This is a genomic window from Roseovarius sp., assembly GCF_018066915.1.
GTDB lineage: Bacteria > Pseudomonadota > Alphaproteobacteria > Rhodobacterales > Rhodobacteraceae > Roseovarius.
The window spans coordinates 1-23003 of sequence record NZ_JAGPVV010000294.1; the positions used below are offsets into that span (position 1 = coordinate 1).

19 protein-coding genes are annotated in these 23003 nt (G+C 63.5%); 6 read left to right on the top strand and 13 right to left on the bottom strand.

Features of this window, described 5'->3' with window-relative positions:
- Positions 1–318 (top strand): ATP-binding cassette domain-containing protein (locus KBT70_RS16315; RefSeq protein WP_296636440.1); only part of this gene is annotated, 318 nt, incomplete at its 5' end.
- A 221-nt stretch (positions 319–539) separates the two neighbouring features.
- Here KBT70_RS16315 and KBT70_RS16320 read toward each other — a convergent pair.
- From KBT70_RS16320 to KBT70_RS16345, 6 genes are all read right to left on the bottom strand, one after another.
- Positions 540–2153: an FMN-binding glutamate synthase family protein gene (locus tag KBT70_RS16320; RefSeq protein WP_296636444.1), complete on the bottom strand. Its 1614-nt coding sequence runs from the start codon at positions 2151–2153 to the stop codon at positions 540–542.
- 17 nt (positions 2154–2170) lie between these two features.
- Positions 2171–2950 (bottom strand): 3-keto-5-aminohexanoate cleavage protein, encoded by a 780-nt coding sequence (locus tag KBT70_RS16325; RefSeq protein ID WP_296636446.1) that lies wholly within the window; start codon positions 2948–2950, stop codon positions 2171–2173.
- Positions 2947–4275: an aspartate aminotransferase family protein gene (locus tag KBT70_RS16330; RefSeq protein ID WP_296636451.1), complete on the bottom strand. Its 1329-nt coding sequence runs from the start codon at positions 4273–4275 to the stop codon at positions 2947–2949. The genes KBT70_RS16325 and KBT70_RS16330 overlap by 4 nt, the downstream gene beginning before the upstream one ends.
- Before the next feature lie 3 nt (positions 4276–4278).
- The gene (locus KBT70_RS16335) at positions 4279–4704 is read right to left on the bottom strand and encodes a universal stress protein (protein WP_296636453.1); all 426 of its coding nucleotides are present in this window, start codon (positions 4702–4704) and stop codon (positions 4279–4281) included.
- An 11-nt stretch (positions 4705–4715) separates the two neighbouring features.
- Positions 4716–7352, bottom strand: coding sequence for a TRAP transporter permease (locus tag KBT70_RS16340; RefSeq protein ID WP_296636456.1), 2637 nt, complete (start codon positions 7350–7352; stop codon positions 4716–4718).
- 78 nt (positions 7353–7430) lie between these two features.
- A complete protein-coding gene (locus tag KBT70_RS16345) occupies positions 7431–8393 on the bottom strand; it encodes a TAXI family TRAP transporter solute-binding subunit (RefSeq protein ID WP_296636458.1) in 963 nt (320 codons plus the stop codon).
- A gap of 136 nt (positions 8394–8529) precedes the next feature.
- Between KBT70_RS16345 and KBT70_RS16350 the strand changes: the two genes are divergently transcribed.
- Complete coding sequence (locus tag KBT70_RS16350) at positions 8530–9399, top strand: MurR/RpiR family transcriptional regulator (RefSeq protein WP_296636461.1); 870 nt, start codon at positions 8530–8532, stop codon at positions 9397–9399.
- Positions 9400–9674: 275 nt separating this feature from the next.
- Here the strand turns inward: KBT70_RS16350 and KBT70_RS16355 are convergent, their stop codons facing one another.
- From KBT70_RS16355 to KBT70_RS16365, 3 genes are all read right to left on the bottom strand, one after another.
- The gene (locus KBT70_RS16355) at positions 9675–10559 is read right to left on the bottom strand and encodes a LysR family transcriptional regulator (RefSeq protein WP_296636464.1); all 885 of its coding nucleotides are present in this window, start codon (positions 10557–10559) and stop codon (positions 9675–9677) included.
- Between the two features lie 215 nt (positions 10560–10774).
- Complete coding sequence (locus KBT70_RS16360; protein WP_296636467.1) at positions 10775–11791, bottom strand: hypothetical protein; 1017 nt, start codon at positions 11789–11791, stop codon at positions 10775–10777.
- Positions 11792–12059: 268 nt separating this feature from the next.
- Positions 12060–13004, bottom strand: coding sequence for an ABC transporter substrate-binding protein (locus KBT70_RS16365; RefSeq protein ID WP_296636470.1), 945 nt, complete (start codon positions 13002–13004; stop codon positions 12060–12062).
- A gap of 331 nt (positions 13005–13335) precedes the next feature.
- Here KBT70_RS16365 and KBT70_RS16370 point away from each other — a divergent pair, with 331 nt between their 5' ends.
- The 4 genes from KBT70_RS16370 (at position 13336) to KBT70_RS16385 (ending at position 18067) form a co-directional block, all read left to right on the top strand.
- Positions 13336–14622 carry a DUF2793 domain-containing protein gene (locus tag KBT70_RS16370; protein ID WP_296636473.1) on the top strand — a complete coding sequence of 429 codons (1287 nt, stop codon included), beginning with the start codon at positions 13336–13338 and terminating at the stop codon, positions 14620–14622.
- A gap of 12 nt (positions 14623–14634) precedes the next feature.
- Positions 14635–14952 carry a hypothetical protein gene (locus tag KBT70_RS16375; protein ID WP_296636477.1) on the top strand — a complete coding sequence of 106 codons (318 nt, stop codon included), beginning with the start codon at positions 14635–14637 and terminating at the stop codon, positions 14950–14952.
- Positions 14942–15304 (top strand): hypothetical protein, encoded by a 363-nt coding sequence (locus KBT70_RS16380; RefSeq protein ID WP_296636482.1) that lies wholly within the window; start codon positions 14942–14944, stop codon positions 15302–15304. The genes KBT70_RS16375 and KBT70_RS16380 overlap by 11 nt, the downstream gene beginning before the upstream one ends.
- Positions 15305–15532: 228 nt before the next feature.
- Positions 15533–18067, top strand: coding sequence for a calcium-binding protein (locus KBT70_RS16385; RefSeq protein WP_296636488.1), 2535 nt, complete (start codon positions 15533–15535; stop codon positions 18065–18067).
- 121 nt (positions 18068–18188) lie between these two features.
- Here the strand turns inward: KBT70_RS16385 and KBT70_RS16390 are convergent, their stop codons facing one another.
- The 4 genes from KBT70_RS16390 to KBT70_RS16405 all read right to left on the bottom strand — a co-directional run.
- Positions 18189–20111 (bottom strand): glycosyltransferase family 2 protein, encoded by a 1923-nt coding sequence (locus KBT70_RS16390; RefSeq protein ID WP_296636492.1) that lies wholly within the window; start codon positions 20109–20111, stop codon positions 18189–18191.
- 3 nt (positions 20112–20114) lie between these two features.
- Positions 20115–20333 carry a hypothetical protein gene (locus KBT70_RS16395; RefSeq protein ID WP_296636497.1) on the bottom strand — a complete coding sequence of 73 codons (219 nt, stop codon included), beginning with the start codon at positions 20331–20333 and terminating at the stop codon, positions 20115–20117.
- Positions 20330–21634: a glycosyltransferase family A protein gene (locus tag KBT70_RS16400; protein ID WP_296636501.1), complete on the bottom strand. Its 1305-nt coding sequence runs from the start codon at positions 21632–21634 to the stop codon at positions 20330–20332. The genes KBT70_RS16395 and KBT70_RS16400 overlap by 4 nt, the downstream gene beginning before the upstream one ends.
- Positions 21635–21765: 131 nt before the next feature.
- Positions 21766–23003, bottom strand: a 1238-nt coding sequence (locus tag KBT70_RS16405; RefSeq protein WP_296636505.1) for a putative inorganic carbon transporter subunit DabA, incomplete at its 5' end; no start/stop codon positions are given.

Consider the following 23003-nt stretch of genomic DNA (forward strand, 5'->3'; position numbering starts at 1 on the left):
GGCGGTCAGCAGCAGCGCGTGGCCATTGCCCGCGCCCTTGCGATGGACCCGATCGCCATGCTGTTCGACGAGCCGACTTCGGCGCTCGATCCCGAGATGATCAAGGAGGTGCTCGACGTCATGGTGGGGCTGGCCCGTGACGACGGCATGACCATGATGGTGGTGACTCACGAGATGGGATTTGCGCGCAAGGTTGCGGATCGCGTCGTGTTCATGGATGCCGGTGCCATCGTAGAGGACCGCCCAACGCAAGAGTTCTTTGACGCGCCCGAAAGTGACCGCGCCAAGGATTTCCTGTCAAAGATCCTGCAACATTGAGCCGTTTCGGTTCCCCGCCGGGACAGTCACTCCCCCTGTTCTGAGGTTGCTCTTCGGGTGAGGGCTGCAAACCGGCCTAGCTCGACGGCGAAACATCACCCCGTCCGACCAAGACAACCGCCGATGTCCATGGCTTGGCACAGAGGCTTTGCGCCACAAACCGAGGTTCAGTCACAAAGCAATCGGCGACACCGACTATTGAACTCAGGCGCGGCGCAGGGTCAAATCCCGCCATCCAGAGGCTCGAAGCTCGACGAACTGGAGCGCCGCCAACGCTCGAGATAGCCAAAGCGGTCGTCATCGGCGCGGAGCAGAAAGCCTTCGGGCATATAGGGGTTCACCTCTTCGCCCGTGACCATGTCACGATCATTCACCCGCATCATCAAATGGCGGGGAAGGAACCCGCCCGGATGCGTAAGACCCGCAGCCCCCGTCATATCGCCAAGCGCCTTGAGGGTGTTCTTGTGGAAATTATAGACCCGTTCCGCCTTGTTCGGCACCACGATTGCCTTCTGGCGTGACTTGTCCTGCGTGGCCACCCCGGTGGGGCAATGGTTTGTGTGACAGGCCTGCGCCTGAATACATCCCACCGCAAACATAAATCCGCGCGCAGAGTTGCACCAATCCGCCCCGAGCGCCAGCGTGCGGGCGATGTCGAAGGCATGAATGAGCTTGCCCGACGCTCCCAAACGGATGCGGTCGCGCAGGTCAACGCCGCGCAAGGTGTTATGGGCAAATGTCAGCCCCTCCACCAGAGGCATCCCCATATGGTTGGCAAACTCGAGCGGTGCCGCGCCGGTGCCGCCTTCCTTGCCGTCAATCACGATGAAATCCGGTGTGATATCGGTTTCCAGCATGGCGCGAACAATGCACATGAATTCGCGGCGGTGCCCGATGCACAGCTTGAAGCCGACAGGCTTGCCCCCGGACAAGTCGCGCAGCCGTGCAATAAAGGCCATCATCTCGAGCGGAGTGGAAAAGGCCGAATGGGTGGCGGGCGAGACGCAATCGACCCCCATCGGGATTCCTCGGGCCTCGGCAATCTCTGGCGTGATCTTTGCCGCTGGCAGCACGCCGCCTTGGCCGGGCTTTGCGCCTTGGCTCAGCTTGATCTCGATCATCTTCACTTGCGGATCGGCGGCGGTGGCACGGAACCGCTCGGGGTCAAACTGCCCCTCGGACGTGCGGCAGCCGAAATAGCCGGTGCCCACTTCGAAAATCAGATCGCCCCCGCCCATGCGGTGATAGCGGCTGATCCCGCCTTCGCCCGTGTCATGCGCAAAGCCGCCCGCCTTCGCGCCCAAGTTCAGCGCCAGAATGGCATTTGCGCTCAATGCGCCAAAACTCATGGCCGAGATGTTGTAGACCGAGGCATTATAGGGATGCTTGCACGCCGGCCCGCCGATGCGCACGCGAAAGTCGGTGTCTTCGATCTTCTTGGGTCGGATTGAGTGTGTGAGCCACTGGTAGCCGCCATCATACACCCGCTTCTTGGTGCCAAAAGGGCGCTTGTCTTCGACGTTCTTGGCGCGCTGATAGACGATTGCGCGGGATTCGCGCGAAAAGGGCACCTCTTCATCGTCGGATTCGAGCAGATACTGGCGGAGTTCCGGGCGGATGGTTTCAAAGAAATAGCGCAGGTGCCCGAGGATCGGATAATTGCGCAGGATGGCGTGCCGGCTTTGGCGCAGGTCGTAAAGCCCCAAAGCCAAAAGCGCCGCAAAGCCCAAGACCGGGGCGATACTCCAAAACCCGGCCGCGAAACCGGTAACAGCCGTCAGAAGCCCGACCCCGACCAAGAGCATCGGGACATATCGCAAACCTAGAGAAATCATGATCGTCCCCGTTGGTGTCAGGCCGCCTCTGGCCCCAGATGCGCCACCAGATCGCGCACGCGCTCTGCATTGGTGGTGGCGCAGGTCAAGTTGCTGTTCAGAAGGTTGTTCTCAAAGCCAATGCGTGCCTTGCCGCCGATGTCGCGCGCGGCCACGAGGCAGGCCGTTTCCTTGGCCCCAAAGGCGCAAACCGCCCAATCCACCCCCGGAAACGCGGTGGTCAGCGCCCGCGCCGGGGCGACGAGATCGTCTGGCGTCGAGGTCTGTCGCGCGTCCAGATACCGCCCCAGAACAATCAGCGCCTTGAGAGTGTCGCCGGGCACAACCCCCTGATCGACCAGCTTTTTCAGTTCGGCGATGTCGGTCTGGTCGTAGAGGATATGCTGCACCGAAATGCCTTCGGCTTGGCATTCGTCAAAGAAGTCTCGCGTTACGGTTTCATCCGATTGATCGGTGATCTCGCGCAGCGCAATTGATACGGCCTTGGGGCGGAGCGCGCGGACAAGGGCGCGCTGCTCGTTGGGCGTGTAACGTCCGTTCGCCTCTGTGGTGATCTGCACGTAGAACCCCGGTAGAACCTGCGACAACTCGCGCAGCAACTCGCGGTAAAGCCCGGCGTCAAGCACATGGCGTTGCGCGGCATCGCGCACATGCAGATGCGCGCCATCCGCACCCGCCGCCGCACAGTCCCGCACGGCGGTGACGATTTCGGGGATCGTCACGGGCAGGCCGGGGTGGTCTTGCTTGGTCAATCGCGCGCCATTTGGCGCGACCATGATCCGGGGCAGCGGTCTCATGCGGCAATCGCCCGATCAATGGCACCCGCAAGCTTGCCCACCAATTCGTCAATCTCGGCGTCCGAGATGATGAAGGGCGGAGCAAGCAGGATGTGGTCGCCGTGCACACCATCAATCGTGCCGCCCATCGGATAGCAGATCAGGCCATCCGCAAAGGCTTCGGCCTTGATCCTGGCGTAAAGTTTGCGCGCCGGGTCAAAGACCGCTTTGGTTTCACGATCCGCCACCAGTTCCACACCCCGAAAGAGGCCGCGACCGCGAATATCCCCCACATGCGCGTGCTGCCCTAGGGCGTCACGCAGCGCCGAATCGAGCTTTGCGCCTTGCGCGCGCACGCGCGTCAGAAGGTCATGCTCTTCGATCTCCGACAGCACCGCATTCGCCGCCGCCGCCGCCATCGCGTGACCCATGTAGGTGTGGCCATGCTGAAAGAACCCAGACCCCGCCGCAACCGCCTCATAGATCCTGCCTTGGACCAGCAGCGCGCCAATCGGTTGATAGCCCGCGCCAAGGCCTTTTGCGATGGTGATCATGTCGGGGGCGACGTCGTCTTCCTCGCAGGCAAAGAGATAGCCTGTCCGGCCCATCCCGCACATCACCTCGTCAAGAATGAGGAGGATGCCATGACGGTCACAAATCTCGCGGATGCGCTTGAAATACCCGTTCACCGCCGGAACCGCACCAGCCGTTGCGCCGACGACAGGCTCTGCAACAAAGGCCATCACGGTTTTCGGGCCCAAACGCTGGATTTCGGCGTCCAGTTCCTCGGCCACGCGCAGCCCATAGGCCTCCATATTCTCGCCCTCTGCGCGGTCCCGGTATTCGTAACAGGGCGCGATATGCGAGGTTTCCACAAGAAGCGGCGCGAATTGTTGGCGGCGCCACGCGTTGCCCCCAGCAGCAAGCGCGCCCAATGTGTTGCCGTGATAGCTCTGGCGGCGTGCGATCACATGGTGTCGCTGCGACTGGCCGGTTTCCATGAAATACTGGCGTGCGAGTTTCAGAGCCGCCTCTACCGCCTCCGAACCGCCCGACACGAGATACACCCGGTCAATCCCGTCTGGCGCAGCCGCCACCAGACGGTCCGCCAGCGTTTCCGCCGCCTCTGAGGTGAAAAAGCCCGTATGCGCAAAGGCCAAACGATCAAGCTGCGCATGCAGCGCCGCGCGAACGCGCGCGTTGGAATGACCGAGGCAGGACACCGCGGCCCCGCCCGACCCATCGAGATAGCGCTTGCCCTGAGCGTCGATCAGATAGCAGCCATCCCCCGCAACAGCGGCGGGCAGCTCGCCCTTGGTCGCGCGGCCAAAAATATGGTTTGCCATCGTTCAACTCCTGACGACATAGACGGATTTCTTGAAATGCCGCACCACGCGCGCGGCGTTCGGACCAAGAAGGTAATCGGTGAGGTCCGGGCGGTGCGCGCCCATCACGATCAGATCAACGTCTAGCTTCTCCGCCGCGCGCAGGATTTCATCATAGATCGTGCCATGCAGAACATGCGGGTGAACGTCGATCGTTTTCGGTACATGCTGGGAAACCCACGCCCCCAGGTGCCGCCCAAGTTCAACCAGCATGTTCTTTTCGTAATCCTTGCGCAGTTGTGCCGTGATCTGAGCAAAGCCAAAGCTCGGCAGGACCGACACCACATGCAACACACCGCCATCCCCCAAAAGCGTCAGTGCCTCGCTCAGAGGTTTCATCGCGCTTTCCGCATTGTTCATGTCGATGGGCAGAAGAATGGTCTTTGCCATGGGATGTCTCCTCAGAAAGCGGGCTTCGTCTGGCGGCGGCGCTGCATCACCACCACAAGGCCCAGCAACAGCAGGGCGGGGAGCCAGAAGATTTGCTTGGGCATTCTGTCTGCCGGGTGCTGGAGGTTCGTCACCTCGACGCGGGGCTCGCCGTAGAAATCAAAGCCCTGCATCTTCTTCTGGAAGGCTGTGCCGAACATCGGCTCGTCCATGAAAAGCTGATCGCCCTCCTCGATGAGCATGAGCCCCGCCGCTTCGGCGCGCCCGCTGGGCGGATCGCTTTCCTGAACCGTGTGGATCAGGGTCAGTGTGGTGGGCGTGCCATCCGCAAAAGAGGGGCCCGTCACCACAAAGCGCACCGCATCACCGGGTTCCGCCTCGTCAAAGGCCTGAGCCAATTGCACAGGCGGCATTTCCTCGAAACGCGGCTGAATCCGGTCAAGCCAGAAGCCCGGCACGAAGAGCGTGAACGCCACCAGAAGCAACGCTGCACTTTCCCACTTGCGCGAGGGTGCAAGGAAATATCCTTGTGTCGCCGCAGCAAAGAGCAGCATCGCCACGGTCGCGAGGACGAACACCAGCACGGCATGCAGCATCCCGATCGTCGTGCCCAAATCCACGCCATAGAGGATCAGGGTCGGGTTGTAGATGAAGAGGAAAGGCAGCGCAGCCGTCCGCATCGAGTAGAAGAACGCGGTGATCCCGGTCTTGATCGGGTCGCCCCCCGAAACCGCCGCTGCGGCAAAACTCGCAAGCCCCACGGGCGGCGTCACATCCGCCATGATGCCAAAGTAGAACACAAAGAGGTGCGCCGCGATGAGCGGAACAATCAGCCCTTCCTGCGCCCCGAGCGACACCACGACCGAGGCCATCAACGACGAGACCACGATGTAATTCGCTGTGGTCGGCAATCCCATCCCGAGGATCAGCGAGAATACCCCGACCAGAAGCAGCATGATAAAGAGGTTCCCCCCCGAGAGAAACTCGACGAGTCCCGCAAGTTCGGTGCCAATTGGGGTCTTGGTCACAGTGGCCACGATGATGCCCGCCGCAGCCGTCGCAACGCCGATCCCGATCATGTTGCGCGCCCCCGCGATCAGCCCCTCGATGAGGTCGCCAAAGCCCGCACGCGCCGCCACGGTCACGTCTTCCCCCCGGAACATCGCCTTTAACGGGCGTTGCGTGACGATGATCACCAGCATCGCCATCACCGCATAAAAGGCGGATTTGCCGGGCGATTGCATCTCGATCATCAGATACCAGACCAAGACGAGGATCGGCAGCAAGTAGTGGATGCCGGTCGGGAAAACCTCGGCCACGGTCGGCAGGTGGAATTCCTTGCTGTTGGGATCGTCCAGCGTCAGATCGGGGTTCTTGGCCGCGACGCGCACCATCGCCAGATAGGCAGCGACGAGAGCAGCCAGAATGATCCAGCCCGAGAGCGACGGCACAAGGTCACGCAGCGCGTTGATGCCATAGACCAGCGCCGTAAAGGCCACGCCCGAGATCACAAAGCCCACGAAAACCTTGAGGAACATCCGGCCCAGATTGGCCGCAGCGCCCAATGCGGGCATGTCGCGCTTCAACGCTTCTAGGTGCACAATATAGAGAAGCGAGATGTAAGAGATCACCGCCGGAATGAAGGCGTGCTTGATCACCTCAATGTAGGAAATACCGACGAATTCCACCATGAGAAAGGCCGCAGCCCCCATCACCGGCGGCATGATCTGGCCATTCACAGAGGACGCCACTTCGACCGCGCCCGACTTTTCGGCCGAAAAGCCCACGCGCTTCATCAGCGGAATGGTGAAGGTGCCCGTTGTCACCACATTGGCGATCGACGACCCCGAGATCAGGCCCGTCATGGCCGAACCGACCACCGCCGCCTTGGCCGGACCGCCACGCAGCGAACCGAGACCGGCAAAGGCGATCTGGATAAAGTAATTGCCCGCTCCTGCCTTGTCGAGAAGGGCACCAAAGAGCACGAACAGAAACACGAAGGCCGTCGAAACCCCCAGCGGGATGCCGAAAACACCCGTCGTATCAAGCCATTGCGCGTTGACAATCGAAACAAAGGATAGCCCCGCATGCTCGATGATGCTCGGGATCAGCCAGCCTTGACCCATATAGGCGTAGAGCAGGAACAAACTGCCCACCACCGTCAGCGCCGGGCCGAGTGCGCGGCGCGAAGCCTCAAGCAGCAAGAGAATACCGACAGACCCGATCACGATCTGCGTCGTCGTCGGCACGCCGGACCGCGCGGTCAAGGCCAACTCGCGCGAGAAAAAGAACACATAAAAGGCGCAGGCCGCACCGGCGATGGCCAACACCCAGTCAACCAGCGGAATCCGGTCGCGCGGCGAGGATTTCAGCGCGGGATAGGCCAGAAACGCCAGAAGAATCGCAAAGCCAAGGTGAACGGGGCGCGTTTGTGAGGAGTTCAGAACAGGGAGCCACTGGCCGAACCAAAGCTGAGGCTGGGCAATCCAGAGCTGGAACAGCGACCACAACAGCGCCACCGCCGAGAGGAAAAGCGCGATAGAGCGATTGGTTGGTGCCCGGCCCCCGGTGTCGGTGCTCGCCACCAGATCCTGCAGTTCCTCGTCAGAATAGCCACCTTCGCGGCCTGTCTCGGTCTTCGTACCCATGCTGCCCTCCCCGGCGTGCGGAGCGGCCGCCGCTCTCAGAACGGCGGCCGGTCACGATCCTTGTTCAGAAATGCCGGCTTATTCGATCAGGCCAGCTTCACGGAAGTATTTCTCTGCACCGGGGTGCAGCGGCGCGGAAAGCCCGTCATTGGCCATTTCTGCCGGATCAAGACTGGCGAAGGCCGGGTGCAGCGCGCGGAAAGCGTCAATGTCCGAGAACACAGCCTTGACGAGGTTATAGACCACGTCGTCCGAAACCGACGCCGAGGTCACGAGGGTCGCGCCGACGCCAAAGGTCTGCACGTCGGCATCATTCCCACGGTACATGCCGCCCGGAATGGTTGCGGTGCGGTAATAGGGGTTTTCGGCCACAAGTTTGTCCACCGCTTCCCCCGTGACGTTCACCAGAACCGCGTCACAGGCGGTGGTGGCTTCCTGGATGGACCCCGAGGGGTGGCCAACGGTGTAGACCATCGCGTCGATGTTGTTGTCGCAAAGCGCTTGGCTCTGTTCTGCCGCCTGGAGTTCGGACACCAGCGAAAAGTCCTCCATGGTCATGCCGCTCGCGGCCATCAGAACTTCCATCGTGTCGCGCTGGCCAGAGCCGGGGTTGCCCACGTTGACGCGCTTGCCTTTGAGGTCGGCAAAATTCGCGATCCCGGCATCGGCGCGGGCCACAACGGTAAAGGGCTCCGGGTGGATCGAAAAGACCGAGCGCAGATCCGGGTTGGGGCCCTGCTCGGCAAGGCTGCCTTCCCCATTCACGGCTTTGAATTGAACGTCCGACTGCGCAACGCCGAATTCCAACTCGCCCGACCGCACGGCATTCACGTTGTAAACCGAACCGCCTGTCGACTCGACGGCGCACCGGATGCCGGTTTCCTTGCGGGTCTTGGCCATCATGCGGCAGATCGCGCCGCCGGTCGGGTAATACACCCCCGTCACACCGCCAGTGCCGATGGAGATGAATGTTTCTTGCGCTGCAACCGGCGAAGCCAGTGCTGCCAGACCAGCAACGGCAAAGATCTTAGCTATGTTCATGTGTGTTCCTCCCATAAGTTAAGGGGCGTCGCCCGATAGATGCGGACGTTTTATTTACTGACGAAAAAAAATCAATTGTTTTTTTTCTGCTGGGATTTAATTCTGGATCGGCAAAGATATGCATGGAAACAACTGGATGTATGACAAGGAAGTGCACCTCAGAGGTGAAATCGCCAAGCTCGCGCAGGACGGGCCGCGCAAGCTCGCAGCCTTCGCGCGCTGGATTCTCGACAATTTCGACCAGGTGGCCTTCCAATCGATTCGAAATCTCGCCGAGGCGGCCAGCGTCGATTCAAACCTTGTCACGCGCCTGTCCCACAGCTTGGGCTTTGACGGGTTCAACGATTTCCGCGACGCCGTTCGCGAGATCGTCCAGCACCGCGGCAAGACCTATGGCGGGCGCGCCCGCGCGCTGAGTGGGCGGGATGGCACGGGCATCTACGCCGAGATGATCGCAGCAAGCCAGCGCAACCTCGATGCCGTTACCACGCCGCTCAATATTGCCGATATTGACAGCTGCGTTGAAATCCTGCTGCAAGCGCGCCGCATCCACACGGTCGGCGTGCGCAGTTGTTTTTCTGTCGCCCATTACTTTTCCTACGTCGGCTCAATGGCCTTTGACAACTTTGTCGAAGTCCCCTCGATGCCCGGTGCCATTCTCGATCAAATTTCGTGGGTCACGCCCGAAGACGTCTTGGTGGCCATCGCCTATGAACATTACTCCGCCGAAGTGGTCCGCGCCTGCCAGGTCGCGCGTGATCGCGGTGCCAAGATCATTGCGCTCACGGATGCAGACTCTTCGCCCATTGCGCTCGGGGCCGAGAAATCCATCTTTCTGCCGATGTCCGGCCCGCAATTGATGCCCTCGCTCGTCAGCGCCTTGCTGACCGTCGAGATGATCCTCGCGGCGCTGGCCTCCAGACGGGTCGGTGTGGCCGAGCGGATCGAGGAGTTCGAGAAACATATCTCCATCTTTGGTGGGTATCTAAGGGTTACGCCTCGGTAGGGCCCTCATATTTCAGAGACCTCGATGGGGCGATGCGCCGAAGGGGAGAGTGTCATTGTGCCAAGGACCATTGATAAGATGACAAGGCGCTGCGCCGACCGTGGCGACCTCTGGCGCGTTTAACGTCACGCTGCACGCTCCAAAGGGCGCAGGTCGGTGCCAGCGGCGCATCAGAGCCGGAGGTCGTTTCAGAAGGGGATGATCTTCTCGACTTACCCATGCCCAAAATCGGCCCTTGGTGCCAGATGCGAGCAAAGCAGGCGGCCTCGCGCGGATCAGTCCACAAATCGCCACTGGCGAACGTGATTGATCAGCGCCCGCAGCTTGGGTGCCATGTTCTGACGCTGCGGGAAATAGAGGTAGAATCCCGAAAACGGCGGCAGGTAGCCCGTCAGCAGCGGGACCAGTGCGCCGCTGTCGAAATGTTCTCTCATGCAGTCCCATGGCGCAAAGGTGATACCGCCATCCGCCAAAGCCACCCGCAACATCAGACGCAGGTCGTTGGTCGTCACTTGCGGATCGACCATGACATCGAAGGGCTTGCCATCCTCCTCGAACTCCCATCGCCACGGGGCCGTGTCGGGGGCGGGTCGCCATCCGACACAGCGATGATCGAGCAGATCCTTGGGATGCTCCGGTGCGCCATATCGCGCGATATAGGCGGGCGTGGCCGCCGCCACTTCGCGTTGTGGGCCGCCAACGGGCACGGCGATCATGTCCTGTTCGATCACTTCGCCCAGACGAACACCCGCATCGTAACCGCAGGCGACGATATCCAAGGCGTCATCTATGACCGTCACATCCACCGTGACCTTGGGATGCGCCTCGGCAAAGCGCGCCAGCAACGGCCCCGACAGGAAGTCCTCGGCAATGGACGTGACCGCCAACCGCAGCCGTCCACTCGGCACATCTTCATTGGCCTCGAGCGCATCCTGAACCGCCGCCATCGGAGCGCGCAGACTCTCGACCAGCCGGGCACCAGCCTCGGTCAGGCGAACCGAGCGGGTTGTGCGCATGACCACCTGTATGCCCAAGGCATCCTCCAGCCGGCGTATGCCTTGGCTCACGGCGGATCGCGTCACACCGAGCCGGTCCGCCGCTGCGCGAAAGTTCTGCTCTTCGGCAACAGCAAGCAGGAGTGGCAGCAAGTTCAAGTCCATAGGGCGCCCCCATTGTCGCGTGATGCTAACCAACCAGTCCGGCAATAACAGTATACCGTTCACAATGGTCTGCGTCCATCTTGCTCTTTGCAACTGGCAGATAAGGAGAAAACCATGGACAAGGTCATCCTGATTACCGGCGCCTCGAGCGGCATCGGCGAAGGCATCGCGCGCGCTAGACCGAGAGCTTGCGCAGCAGGGCCAGCGATCTGACGTCACGCCATGGTCGCGGGCTCGAGCGTGAGCAGAGGCCCGATGTAGCTGCGCAAAGGCCGCGCCACTACGCCCTTGAGAAGCTGGATGTCAGGGGCCTCTACGGTCGGGGTGATCCTGATGTCGCGCACGCGAAGCCCGCGGTGGAAATCAAAGGCGGCGGTCCCGATCCTCGGGGCGTAGCTGAAGGGATCAATGGTCGCGACCTCCAGACAATGCCCGGTAGGCCCGAGATGCAGCGCCATTCGCCCGCCCGCCGGGTGGAACATGTGGACAAGCGCCTGCGCGTGCTGCTCTTGCCCGAACCGGACAATCGCATCCGTGTTTTCGAGGCGGACATAGTCGAGTGGCAAGTCCATGCAGTCATGGCGCTCAAGCGGGTGCTCTTGCAGAAATGCGGCTGTGTCGAGCATGCCGCGCCGCCAGACCGGTCTGGGCAAGGCCACCGCGCGGAACCAACCCACCCGATCAAGACACCGCATGAGAAACGGCGCAAGACGGTCGGCCATGACCTCACCCCCTTCAAACGTCGTGTGGACCTCGTCGCGCAGCAGCGACGCCACGACATCGGCACCGACCTCGGCGACCCAGCTTTCGGCCATGTCGAGAAGCGGAATACCGAACTCCTCGCAAAATTGGCGGGTCTGAGCGTTGAAATCATGATGAAGCGGTGCCTTCCAACGGCGGTAGTGGAGGAAGAAAGCCGGATCAGCCCCGATTTCCAGAGCCGCGAGCATCATGTCGAGAAGCAGGTCGCGCCCGCGTTCCGGAGTCGACAGCGGGTGGAGTGCGAAGGCCGACGCGTTCACTTCGAACAAAACATGGGTGAACGGCCCCAACTTGGCCGCGGCACACCGGAGATACGGGGGAATGATGTGCGGCTGCTGCGCCCCAAGCCCGACACGAAACACCTCGACATCAGGGGTCAGGGATCGAAGCCGGTCGATGGTGGGCAGCGAAAACCCCGAACGCGTGGCGACGTTGGAAAACCCGATGATCAAAAGACGACAGCTTTGCATCGTTTCCCTTTCCCACGATGCCCGGACAGACCGCGCCGCGTCGTCGTCAATCACATCCGAGTGGTCAGTGTCACTGATACCTGACCCGCCCGGCTGTCATACTTGCTGCGCGATGATATGGTCAATGCGGGCGGCTCTTGACGCAGTTGCGCGTGTCGCATGGCCGGGCAAATTCCGGCAAGTCGTTGCCCCCGTCCGCGCGTCAAACCCTTCCTCCCATTGACCTAAGCCGGGGGCGCATGTCACGCACCCCCAGCCCCTTGCCTTCTCAGTTGGTGACACCCTCCACCAGCGGACGCCAGCTTTCCTCGTTCGCGGCGGCCCATTCGGCGACCACTTCGGCCACCGGGCGGCCATCCCGCTCGACAGCGGTCATCAACGTGGCGAGGGTGTCATTGTCCATCTTGAACTCCTCGATCAGCTTGTAGGCCGCGGGCCAGCGCGGCTTGAACCCCTTGATCACGGCCTTGACCGACGTGATCGCCGGAAAGCCACAGTCGCCCACGGCGCTCGGGTTCGGCCCCCAGCTTGCGTCTTCAAAACAGGCGGCCTCCGCCTCGGGCAATTCCACAAAGCGCAGGTCATGCGCCGCCACGGCCCAATGCGGCTGCCAGAACATCGCAAGGGCGGGCGTGCCGGTGCTGCTGGCGCTGACCAATGCCTCGACCAGCGCCTGTTCCGAGGCGGCGGGCGTGGCGGTAAAGGGCAGATCAAGCGCGGTCATCAGATCGGCCCCGGGGCCGTCCCAATCGCTCGGGTAATCCACCAGCACCGGCGCGCCGCCATCCGTGGCAAAGGCCGCCGTGCAGGCGCGCAGCGCATCGAGCGCGGGCAGACCGGGACAGGTCGCCTCCATATGGGCCGGATAGGCCAGCCCCTCGACCATGCTCAGACCCAGTTCGCCCATTTCAACCAATTCGCGGTCCATCACCATATCGCGATAGGACGGCGCGGCATTGGCGGGCCAAATCTCGAGATTGGCGTCGATATTGCCCCGGCCCATCTGGCGGAACACGGCCATATCCTCGACCGCCACAAACTCGACCGTATAGCCCGCTGCCTTGAGCAACTCGCCCGCCACATGCGCGGTGATCTGGGCGCTGGTCTCTTGGGTCAAGGCCAGTTTGATGGGCTCTTCGGATTTGCCAAGCTCCGCCGCCGATACGGGCAGGGCAAGGGCACAGAGCGCAAGCGCGCAGCAGGTGGATTTCATCTCAAACTCCTTGGTCAAAGCGAGGGTCTGTGACCCTCAGGCATGTCAAACGGTCAGATCGAAAGGCGTCGTGCTGAAATAGCGGTTTCGAGTAATGGATGGCGGCCTTCCGATTCCCGCCGCAAGATAGCATGTCCGGCGCGGCCTGCATCCCTTTTCGCAGGGACCCGGCACCAACAACCGCGCGGTCTCATCCCTTTTGACCAACCCCGGCCATGATGGATTTTCTCGCTTTTTGTCAATGGGATAAGCCACCTCCGCCCCCCATGTTAATCACTTGGTAAGCCCGTTTTCCGAGTCTCCCGCCTGCGCAACCGTTCTGGAGAGACCGATGTCGGATGTATCAGCCCGCCTTGACCTGCCATTTATCGCCCCGTCACAGGCGCAAAAGCATGTGACCCATAATGAGGCTGTGCAGCGGCTGGATCTTTTGGTCCAGATGGCGCTGGACGGGTTCGACGCCACCGAACCGCCCGCCGCCCCCGAGGTGGGCGCGCGCTATGCACTGGGTCAAGGGGCGATGGGCGCCTGGGCCGGGCAGGACGGACAGATCGCCCTCTTTCTCGGCGAAGGCTGGATATTTGTCGCCCCGCAAGAGGGCTGGATCGCAACCGCGCGCGGCACCACCGACCTGCGCCTCTATCAGAGTGGCACCTGGCACAGCTTTCCCGAGCGGGTCGCGCGGCTGGGGATTGGTGCCGATGCCGATGCGGTCAACCGTCTGAGCGTGACGGCCGAGGCGACCTTGCTCAACCACGCCGGCGCGGGCCATCAGCTCAAGATCAACAAGGCCACGGCGGGCACCACCGCGAGCCTGCTCTTCCAGACGGGATTTTCGGGCCGCGCGGAAATGGGCATCGCCGGGCTGGATGACTTTTCCATCAAGGTCAGCGCCAATGGCACCGCCTGGACCGAGGCGCTGCGTGTCAATGCCGTGACCGGGCGCCTCACCGGTGCCGCCGTGCAATCCAACTCCACCGACAGCACGGCGGGGCGACTGCTGGCGGTCGGGGCCTTCGGGCTTGGGTCCATCGGCACACCAACCAATCTGGCAGACATCAACGCCACCGCGACCCCCTCCGGGTTTCACCGGGTCATCAACACCGCGGCGGGCACCTTTCCCGTGGGCGCATCCCTGTTCGGTGTCATGCAGGTCGAGCGGTATGGCCCCAACGACATCGTGCAAACCTACAAGCCGATTACCACGGACGCGCTCTATACCCGCCGCTACACCGGCGGCGCATGGCAGGCGTGGCGGCAGGTCTATGGCCAGAACACCCTCCTCGGCCCCGTGAGCCAATCCGGCGGCGTGCCCACGGGGGCGGTCATCGAGCGGGGCAGCAATGCCAACGGGCGCTATGTCCGCTTTGCCGATGGCACCCAGATTTGCACCGCAAATCTGACCTCGGACGGGGCCGAGAGCACGGTCTGGACCTATCCGGCGGCCTTCGTCGGCGTGGACGGCGTGGCCATCGCCCCGGCAATCGGTGCTGCGCGGATGGCAAACCCGGCAACGGCGGGGATCGGAAATGCGACACTCACCTTCAACGTCTGGACGATTGCGGGCATGCGCGTTGCGAATGATCTCCGCGTCACCGCAACGGGCCGCTGGTTCTAAAGGAAACATCCCATGCAGATCACCCTATCCCCCGCCCGCCGCGCCACACCCCTGACGCTGATCCGAACTGGCGACGCGCTCATGCTCAACGGCGAGCTGTTCGATTTCACACCCCTGCCCGAGGGGGCCACCCTGCCGCCCGAAGCGACGGGCAGCGACTGGTTCGCAGGCCCGGTCGAGCGGGTGGGCGGCACACTCCGCCTCACGCTCGTGCTGCCGCACGGGGCCAACGCGCCGCAAGAGACGCTCTTTCCTGTGCCCCTCACACTCACGGGCAACGGCCCCGTAACCCTGCCGCCCTATGAAGTGGACACCACCGATGCAGATTGATTTCACCCAAGCCATCACCGCCGAGGCCAAGGCCCAAGCCGCCGCAATCACCCGCGCCACAGAGATCAAGACCGCGTGCCGCGCGCGCATCCTCAGCGTCGGCTCCGAGGCAACGCAGATGAACATCGCCCAAGCCGGGATCGTGTTCACCGCTGTCCTGCTCGACGGGTTGCCGCGCGCCGATGCGCTCACTGCCTCTGGTCTGCGCGAGGGCGATCTGACGCTGGCGCAGGGCTGGAAAACATGGGTCGCGGCCATGCAGGCCGAGTGCCGTCGCGCCATAGAGACCGGAACCGATCCGATCTGGCCCGACCTGCCCCAAGGCGTTGCCGAGCTTGCCGCGCGGTTCTGAGGCGCGGTTCTTCAGCATGCGGAGGATGCCCCCGCGCCGTTGAAATCGGGCGATAATCCCGCCCTCGCGTCGGCCATCACTCCAACCGGAAGGGGCGCCCTGTGCGCCCTTTTCTCATGCAACCATGGATTGCAATATTGAAAAATCAGAGAAAAATTGTTGATCACACGTTTTCGTGAGGCCTAAAGTTGCAGCAGAAATTTGGAACTGGCCTAAAAAGGAAACGCAATGAATTTGTTCACCACCAGCGGCATTGCCGTTCGCAGAGATGGCACGCCCGCCGACAACGTCATTGAAGTCCGGGCCGCGGAACTCGACCTCTCGATCATCGGCGATGTGCTCAACTACCGCAGCCTCGGGCCGTCCGGACCAGAAGAGCTTTTGCCGGTGATCGAACTGAACAATGAAGCAGATGTGACGATCGCACGGGTTGACGACATAGATCTCACAGGCCCGGCGGGGGACACGTTCGAGTTATCCTTGGGCTTTGTCACCACCCCACAAGGCACGGCAATCATCATCGCCTTCTTTGACGAAACCACGAATACGGACTTTATTTTCAGGATCGGCGGGGATGATGCCGTGGTCTTGCCGACCACCGTGGCCGGGTTCAACGCTCTCGACGCCTCAATCACGAATGGCGGACAAGTCACCTTCGGCCCCTTTGCTCCAAACCAGAATATCCAGCTCAGCGCGTTTGAAAACACCACCAGCGTGGTGCTTCCCGATGGCGAACTCTTCACCGGCACCAATGGCAACGACACCCTGCTCGGCGGCACCGGCAACGACACGCTGAACGGGTTGGCGGGTGACGATGTGCTCGACGGCGCAGGGGGCAATGACACGCTGGACGGGGGCGACGGCAATGATCAACTCACTGGCGGCGCAGGCTCTGACCTGATCCGCACGGGCGAGAATAATCCCGACTTCGGCGATTTCGTCCTCGGCAGCAGCGGCAATGACACGGTAGACTTTGGCGGTCTTGTCGATGGCTTTGCCGAAGTCAGCTACGCGGGCCTCGCGGCACCGATCATCGCCACCGTCGACGGCGCGGCCAATACCGGCACGGTCAATAAGGGCGCGCAGGGCACCGATACCTTGCTCGATGTCGAAAACCCGATGTTCTCTGGCTTCATCAATGGCGGACTGCGCATCCGGGGCACCTCTGGCGATGACATCTTCAATTTCAACACGACCGCAAACCAGTGGATCAGTGCTCGGGGCTTTGGCGGCAGCGACACCTACAACCTGACCGGCGCGGGCCTTGTCCAGCTTGATCTCCGGGGCACGGCGGTTACGGCCGATCTCGTGGCGGGCACAATCGTGCAAGGCGGTAATACCAGCACCATCAACGGCACCGTGTTCGAGATCCGAACCGGCAACGAATCCGACTCGCTCCTTGGCAGCGCGGCGGATGACTCCTTCCGCGTTGGGGGCGGCAATGATACCGTCGATGGCGGGGCCGGGTTCGACCGGCTGCGCTATGACGATTTCGGGGTAACGCAGGTCAACGCCAACCTCGCCACCGGCATCGTGACGGGCACGGCCAACGGCCAGGCCTTTACCGATACGATCTCCAATATTGAATGGCTGCGCGGCAGCACTGGCGACGATGTCCTCATCGGCAACGATGCAAACAACCGGCTTCAGGGTCGGTCCGGCGATGACCGGCTTGTGGGCGGTCTCGGAAATGACACCATCGACGGCGAGGATGGCAGCGATACCGCCGTTCTCGCGGTGAACCGCGCCGATGCGCGGGTCTCGGCCATCAACAATGGCATCCAGATCATCTCTGCCGAAGGCACGGATTTCTTCACCTCGGTCGAGTTTTTCCAATTCGACGACAGTCTCATCAGCGCGGCGGACCTGATCAACGGGGCCGGTATCCCCGGCGAAGAGATCGTGGGCACCGATGGCGATGACAGTCTGATCGGCACGGTCAATGACGACACGCTCGCAGGCGGCACCGGAAATGACAACATCGACTCGGGCGGGGGTGGCAACAACAACATCTCCGGTTCGGATGGCAATGACACGCTCTTTGGCGGGCCGGGCGATGACAGCATCGGCGGCGGTCTCGGCAATGACACGATCTTTGGCAATAACGGCAATGACGTGCTCGGTGCAGGCTTTGGCAATGATTTCGTGTCGGGCGGCAACGGCAATGACGTGGTCGCGGGCGGTGCCGGTGACGACACGCTCGAAGGCGGCGAAGGCAACGACAGCATGTCGGGCAGCTTTGGCAATGACCTGATCTTTGGCAACGGCGGCGCGGATGACATCGGCGGCGGCACCGGGCGCGACACGATTGATGCCGGCGCCGGGAATGACCGCGTCGGCGGCGGCGAAGGTGATGACAGCATCGACGGCGGCGACGGCAACGATTTCCTCGCCGGGGGCGGGCGTGACGACACCATTGATGGCGGCGCCGGCAATGACACGATCAACGCGGGCGCTGGCAATGATGTGATCACCGGCGGCACAGGTTCGGATCAATTCGTCTTCACCTCCTTCTTTGACGGAGAGGCGGATGTGATCACCGATTTCGAGGATGGTCTCGACAGCTTCTTCATCCGGCGCTTTGATCCCGATACCGGACTTGAGAACATCAACAACGGCGGCAATGGCCTTGCCGGGTTCGTCGCTGCGATGAATATCATCGACACGGACGCGGGCGCGCAAATGACCGTGAATGGCAACACCATTCTCGTCGAGGGCATCACCGCCGCGCAGCTGACGGTGGACGATTTCACGTTCCTCTAGAGCAGGTTGCGTCTGATCGGGTTCAAATCGCCCCGGCCCCCGAGCCGGGGCCTCCACGCTCCCTCGGCGAGGTCCGGGGTCAATCCCAAGTGGGTGTGTTTTCGATGGGGCGCAACACGCCCTAAGGCGTCCCTGCCGCATCCTCCGCTGGCACCTCACCCGGTGCCATCACCTGCCGGTCGTTTTCCAGCACGACCGGCAGATAGCGGTGCGCTTCGGTCACGGCCTGTCCGGGCAGGCGGCGATAGCGCACGCAGCGGACAACTTCACCATGGCAGAGCACCCGCACCGCCGCGCCGTCCACCAGAGCGCGCAAGGATGGGTGCAGCGATAGCCCCGCCTCTTCAGGCATCGCCAGATCATAGAGCGGCACCAGACCCGCCGTGCGCCCCGCCGCGCGATCCTCGGCCAACCAGCCCAGCAGAATCTCTACCCCCGCATCGCGCACCGTCATCAGCCCCGCATAAACCCGGTCGCATGTCACCTCAGCCCCCCCGGAGCAGAGCCGCGCAGGCGCAGGAAAGGCCCGCGCGCCACCGGGCCGATACCACAGATGCAGGGCGCGCGCGTGATGGTGGAGTTGCGCCTCGTAATACTCGCGCCGCGCCCCGTAATAGAACCAGTCCATGCCGGTTGCACCCGCCCCCGTCGCACTCGCCCCGCTCGCGCGTTGCAGGGCCAGCAGGCCGATCTCGGGCATGGAAACCGCGCTCTCGCCAAAGAGCTGCCGCACCCGGCGCAAGAGTTCGCTATCGGCGGACACGCGCACCGCGTCCCATCCCCCCAGACAGTCGCGCACCAGATCGGTGGGCAGCATGAGCGAGGTCATATTCTCGAAAATCAGCGCGCCGGTGCCGGTCCAGCGACAGGGGCGCAGATCGGGCAGGCACCGCGCCTGCTGGCTCAGACAGCCGACATAGCCGGGATTGCCCAGCAGGTATTCCACCTGAAGCCGCAGCCGGTCGGGATGCGACCAGTCATCGGCATCATGCAGCGTCACGAACCGCCCCCGCGCCTCGGCCAGCCCCGCATTGCGCGCGCCATAGGCCCCTTGGTTCTGCGCCAACCGGATCAGGCGGATACGCGGATCGCGCGCGGCATGGGCGGCCACGATGTCAGGCGTGGCATCGCTGCTCGCGTCGTCAATCACCAAGAGCTCGAACGCCCTCCAGCTTTGCACCTCTAGCGCCCGCAGCGCGGTTTCAATCGTCGCTGCACTGTCATGCGCGGCCATCAGCACGCTGACAAGCGGCCCGTCCTCCGACCCCTTGCCGCCCGGAGCAGCCGGGATCAACCGATCCATCAGCGCGCCTGCCCCCTCAGCCAACGCCACAGGCGCATGACCAGCCAACCCCAGCGCGGCATTGAGAGAGGACAACGCCTCGGCCTCGGTCCTGGCCCACCAGATTCGCGCCAGATGCAGCGCCGGAGAGTGCGGCGCGCGCGCCGCCATCGCCTCTGCCGCCGCCCTATCCCCATCCTGCGCCGCCGCAATCGCCATCACCGGTGCCAGTCGCGCCAGCGCCTCGCCCGATATGTCCTGTCGTCGCGCCAACCACGTCCGCGCCTCTGACACCTCGCCCCGATGCAAGGCCATAAGGCCCAGCGCCTCCGCCGCCCCTGCGGCGGCCTCTGGCCCCGCACCCCCCTTGGCCATCTCTGCCAGTGCCGCCCGCGGCCCGGCGTCTAGCCCGCCGGTTTCCAGCAAATCGCGCAGATGCTTGAGCCGCCGCAACGCGGCAGGCGCGCGCGCAGACCCGGCACCGGGATGCGCCGCGCGCCCCTCGGCCCGCCCAGCGGTCAGGTAATGCGTCAGCGGATCAAGCCCCGCCGCCGCGACATCAGGATTGGACGCAAGATAGGCGCGCGCCGCGAAATGCGGCCCCGGATCACGCGCCAGATAGGCCCCGATCCAGGCATAATGCGTCGCCGGGTCCAGCGGCAGACGCGCCACATCCGGATAGGCCCGCGCATACCAATCCCCATCGAACAGAGCGGATCGGCGCACCCGGCCCACCGCGTCAGGATCACCGTCCGGCCCCATGGCTCAACGTCGCCGGGGGCGCAACCGCGCCAAGAGGCCGGGTGTCTCGGGTGTCTCCGGGGGGCGGGTCTCACAGGCCAGCAACCGCGCACTCAACCGCGTGATCTCGTCCTCGCGCGTGGCCAAGGCCGCGCGCAACGCCTCGACCTGTTCCAGCAACAGCCGGTTCTGGGCGCGCAGCGCAGCCACCGCCCGCGCAGTATCATCCTCGGGATCGCTCACGGGACCTCCGCTGTGCTGTCACGCTTGGCACGGATATGGGCAAGGTTCGGCCCCAGCGCCTCGCGCGTGGTGATATTATCAAGGCCAAGACTGTCCACCACATGATGCCCGGTGATAACCGGCAGGGCGACAGGCTCTATCGTGGCGGTATAGCGCAGGATCAGGTCCCAATCCACCAACCGCGTCAACGCGGTGTCAAACCCGCCCAATGTCTCGACCAGCGCACGCCGATGCACGAAACTGTTGAGGTCGATGAAATTCGCCTCCTCCAGCCGCGTCCGGTCAAAGCACCGGAAGAGCACATCGCTCCAGCCCTGTGTCAGGTTGTGACGACAGATTGCCGTATAGGCGCTCTGCGCGCCCGGCACCGCCAGCAACCCGCCCACGGCATAGAGCAGATGATCCGCCTCCCAGTGATTGTCACTGTCGAGATAGGCGATCACGTCGCCCTGCGCCCGCGCCAGACCGGCATTGCGCGCCGCCGACACGCCCGCGTTCTCTTGCGCGACAATCACAAGCCGCCCCTCGGATAGAGGCTCGGGGAACCGCTGCTGCAACAGGGCAACCGTGGCATCGCGGCTGCCGTCGTCGATCACGATCACCTCTTTGGGCGCATAGGATTGCAAGAGCGCCGAGGCGACCGCCGTCACCACCGTATGCGCCCGGTTCCATGTGGGCAGGATCACGCTGACCTCTGGTCTCTCCTGCCCCAAGATCGCCAGCGTTGCCGCGCGCAGCGCCTCCGGCATGTCGCGGCAGGACCGGGGCGGCGGGCAGGCCTCCACCAACTCCGCCAGACTTTCCGTCGCACGCGTGATCCGCCGTGGCGCGCGCCCCTCTGCCGCCCCGCCTGCCATGTAATGCGCCAAGGGATCAACCCCGGCCGCCGCCACATCCGGATTCATTGCCAGATAGTCCTCGGGCGAAAAGAGCACGCCTTGCCACTCTTGCGGCAGATCGGGCAACGCCCTTGCCAGCATCAGGTTCAGCGCCTGCGCATCCCCCGAGAGCCTCTCGGTCTCTTCCGCCGCGCGCGCGGCACGCAGGGTCAAAAGCTCGAATTGCGCCGCCTGCGCCGCGATCCGTCCGCGCAGCCCGTTCTGCGCTATCCGCACCAGCAAGGCACCCAAAAAATCCGCCAAGGGGGTCCCCCCCTCCTGCGCCTGCGTCCACATCAGCGCCGCCTGTAACTGCGGTTCGAGGGCCACCGAGGGCGCACCGGTCTGATCGGGCTGCGGCCGCTCCAGAAACCGCGCAAGCTCTGCCAAGAGCGCCGGCATGTCAGGGGGCGGAACGGGCATGGCAGCGGCCTTCTTTCCGGTCGGACATCCTGTCCTGGGATTGCGGGTCAGGACCACGGCCAGACCGGCCGCTGTCCTTGCAAGTTCTACTGCGCCCCCTTCCGCGCTGCAATGCTTTCCCCCCGGCGCGCTCAGGCCGCCTTGGCCGCCTTGCGGGTGTCCGGCGCATCGCCCCAGTCTTGCCACTCCAGATCCCCCCGATAGCGCGCGACGATCCGGCCCGTGTCACCCAACAGCATCAGATGCAGCCAGCCATTGTCAAAGAGTGCGCGCAGATCAGGATGCCGTGCCAGAATACCCGTCACCGCCTCGGCCGGGGCCGCAACACAGACCGTAAGGCGCAGGGGCTCATGCATGAACTCGGTCCCGTCATGCACCGATTGCCACGGCAACCCCACCCGCAAGGCACCGCCATTGCCCTCGACCACACCGACCCCACCGGTCACGTTGTGCAAGAGCTTGTTGCCCGCGCCAAACACCTCCGCAGCCACCACCGATCCGTAATATTGCAGGCTGATCCAGCTTGCCACCACCACTGGCGCGGTCAGGATCAATTCCAGCACGCCAAAGCCGTCGTCCTGCCGCCAGTCATAATCATGCAGAAACGCGCGCCCGGCCAGTGGCTTGCCCCGCGTCAAATGCCTGGGGGCGGCGACAAAGGCATTGCACCCCGCCAGCCCCCATTCAGGCCGGGTTTCGGCCCAGTCGGTGCTGCGCGCGCCAATGTCGCCGCCTGTGCCCGCACCCGGCAAGCGCAGCGCCCGCTCGGCCCGCGTCAGCGCCCCCGCCTCTTGCAACCATGCCCGCGCGCGGTCGAGCAGGTCAGGCACCACGGCACAGCCGGGGTCTCGCGCATAGAGCGTCACCGCATCCGTGGTTGTCTCATGCAGCCCCGCGACAAAAACCGTGTCGTGGGGTATCGCAATGCCTTCTGCAACCAGCCCCGCGCGCACCTCGGCCTCATTGAGCAACCCCGCCAAGAGCCGCGCATTGGCATCGCCGCGATATCCGCCACAGGCCCCGCAATGCAGCGCGCTCGCGTGCGGATTGTTGACCACACTTGCGCCATGTCCGACCAACAGCACCAGAGGCGCGAAATCTTGCGTCAGCGACATCGCCCGCAGGATGGCCGCCGCCGTCGCAATCCGCTCAGGCAGGGTAAATTCAGCATCGAACCGTGGCGCAGGGGCCGCCGCCCCCTGCGGCACCACCCCCAACGCATCGCGCAAGAGCTTGCCCAGATAGACCGGCCCCGTCGCCTCGACAAAGGCAAAGGACGACACCGCCGCCAGCTTGAACCGCCCCCAGGCCCGCGCCGCCCGCGCCCCGAACCGCGCCGCCTGATCGGCCTCGGCGCAGGGCGCAGCCG

What these genes read in the sequence shown, in the direction of transcription:
- KBT70_RS16320 (WP_296636444.1), bottom strand. Translation starts at nt 2,153, where the DNA reads ATGATTTCTCTAGGTTTGCGATATGTCCCGATGCTCTTGGTCGGGGTC.
- KBT70_RS16325 (WP_296636446.1), bottom strand. Translation starts at nt 2,950, where the DNA reads ATGAGACCGCTGCCCCGGATCATGGTCGCGCCAAATGGCGCGCGATTG.
- KBT70_RS16330 (WP_296636451.1), bottom strand. Translation starts at nt 4,275, where the DNA reads ATGGCAAACCATATTTTTGGCCGCGCGACCAAGGGCGAGCTGCCCGCC.
- KBT70_RS16335 (WP_296636453.1), bottom strand. Translation starts at nt 4,704, where the DNA reads ATGGCAAAGACCATTCTTCTGCCCATCGACATGAACAATGCGGAAAGC.
- KBT70_RS16340 (WP_296636456.1), bottom strand. Translation starts at nt 7,352, where the DNA reads ATGGGTACGAAGACCGAGACAGGCCGCGAAGGTGGCTATTCTGACGAG.
- KBT70_RS16345 (WP_296636458.1), bottom strand. Translation starts at nt 8,393, where the DNA reads ATGAACATAGCTAAGATCTTTGCCGTTGCTGGTCTGGCAGCACTGGCT.
- KBT70_RS16350 (WP_296636461.1), top strand. Translation starts at nt 8,530, where the DNA reads ATGTATGACAAGGAAGTGCACCTCAGAGGTGAAATCGCCAAGCTCGCG.
- KBT70_RS16355 (WP_296636464.1), bottom strand. Translation starts at nt 10,559, where the DNA reads ATGGACTTGAACTTGCTGCCACTCCTGCTTGCTGTTGCCGAAGAGCAG.
- KBT70_RS16360 (WP_296636467.1), bottom strand. Translation starts at nt 11,791, where the DNA reads ATGCAAAGCTGTCGTCTTTTGATCATCGGGTTTTCCAACGTCGCCACG.
- KBT70_RS16365 (WP_296636470.1), bottom strand. Translation starts at nt 13,004, where the DNA reads ATGAAATCCACCTGCTGCGCGCTTGCGCTCTGTGCCCTTGCCCTGCCC.
- KBT70_RS16370 (WP_296636473.1), top strand. Translation starts at nt 13,336, where the DNA reads ATGTCGGATGTATCAGCCCGCCTTGACCTGCCATTTATCGCCCCGTCA.
- KBT70_RS16375 (WP_296636477.1), top strand. Translation starts at nt 14,635, where the DNA reads ATGCAGATCACCCTATCCCCCGCCCGCCGCGCCACACCCCTGACGCTG.
- KBT70_RS16380 (WP_296636482.1), top strand. Translation starts at nt 14,942, where the DNA reads ATGCAGATTGATTTCACCCAAGCCATCACCGCCGAGGCCAAGGCCCAA.
- KBT70_RS16385 (WP_296636488.1), top strand. Translation starts at nt 15,533, where the DNA reads ATGAATTTGTTCACCACCAGCGGCATTGCCGTTCGCAGAGATGGCACG.
- KBT70_RS16390 (WP_296636492.1), bottom strand. Translation starts at nt 20,111, where the DNA reads ATGGGGCCGGACGGTGATCCTGACGCGGTGGGCCGGGTGCGCCGATCC.
- KBT70_RS16400 (WP_296636501.1), bottom strand. Translation starts at nt 21,634, where the DNA reads ATGCCCGTTCCGCCCCCTGACATGCCGGCGCTCTTGGCAGAGCTTGCG.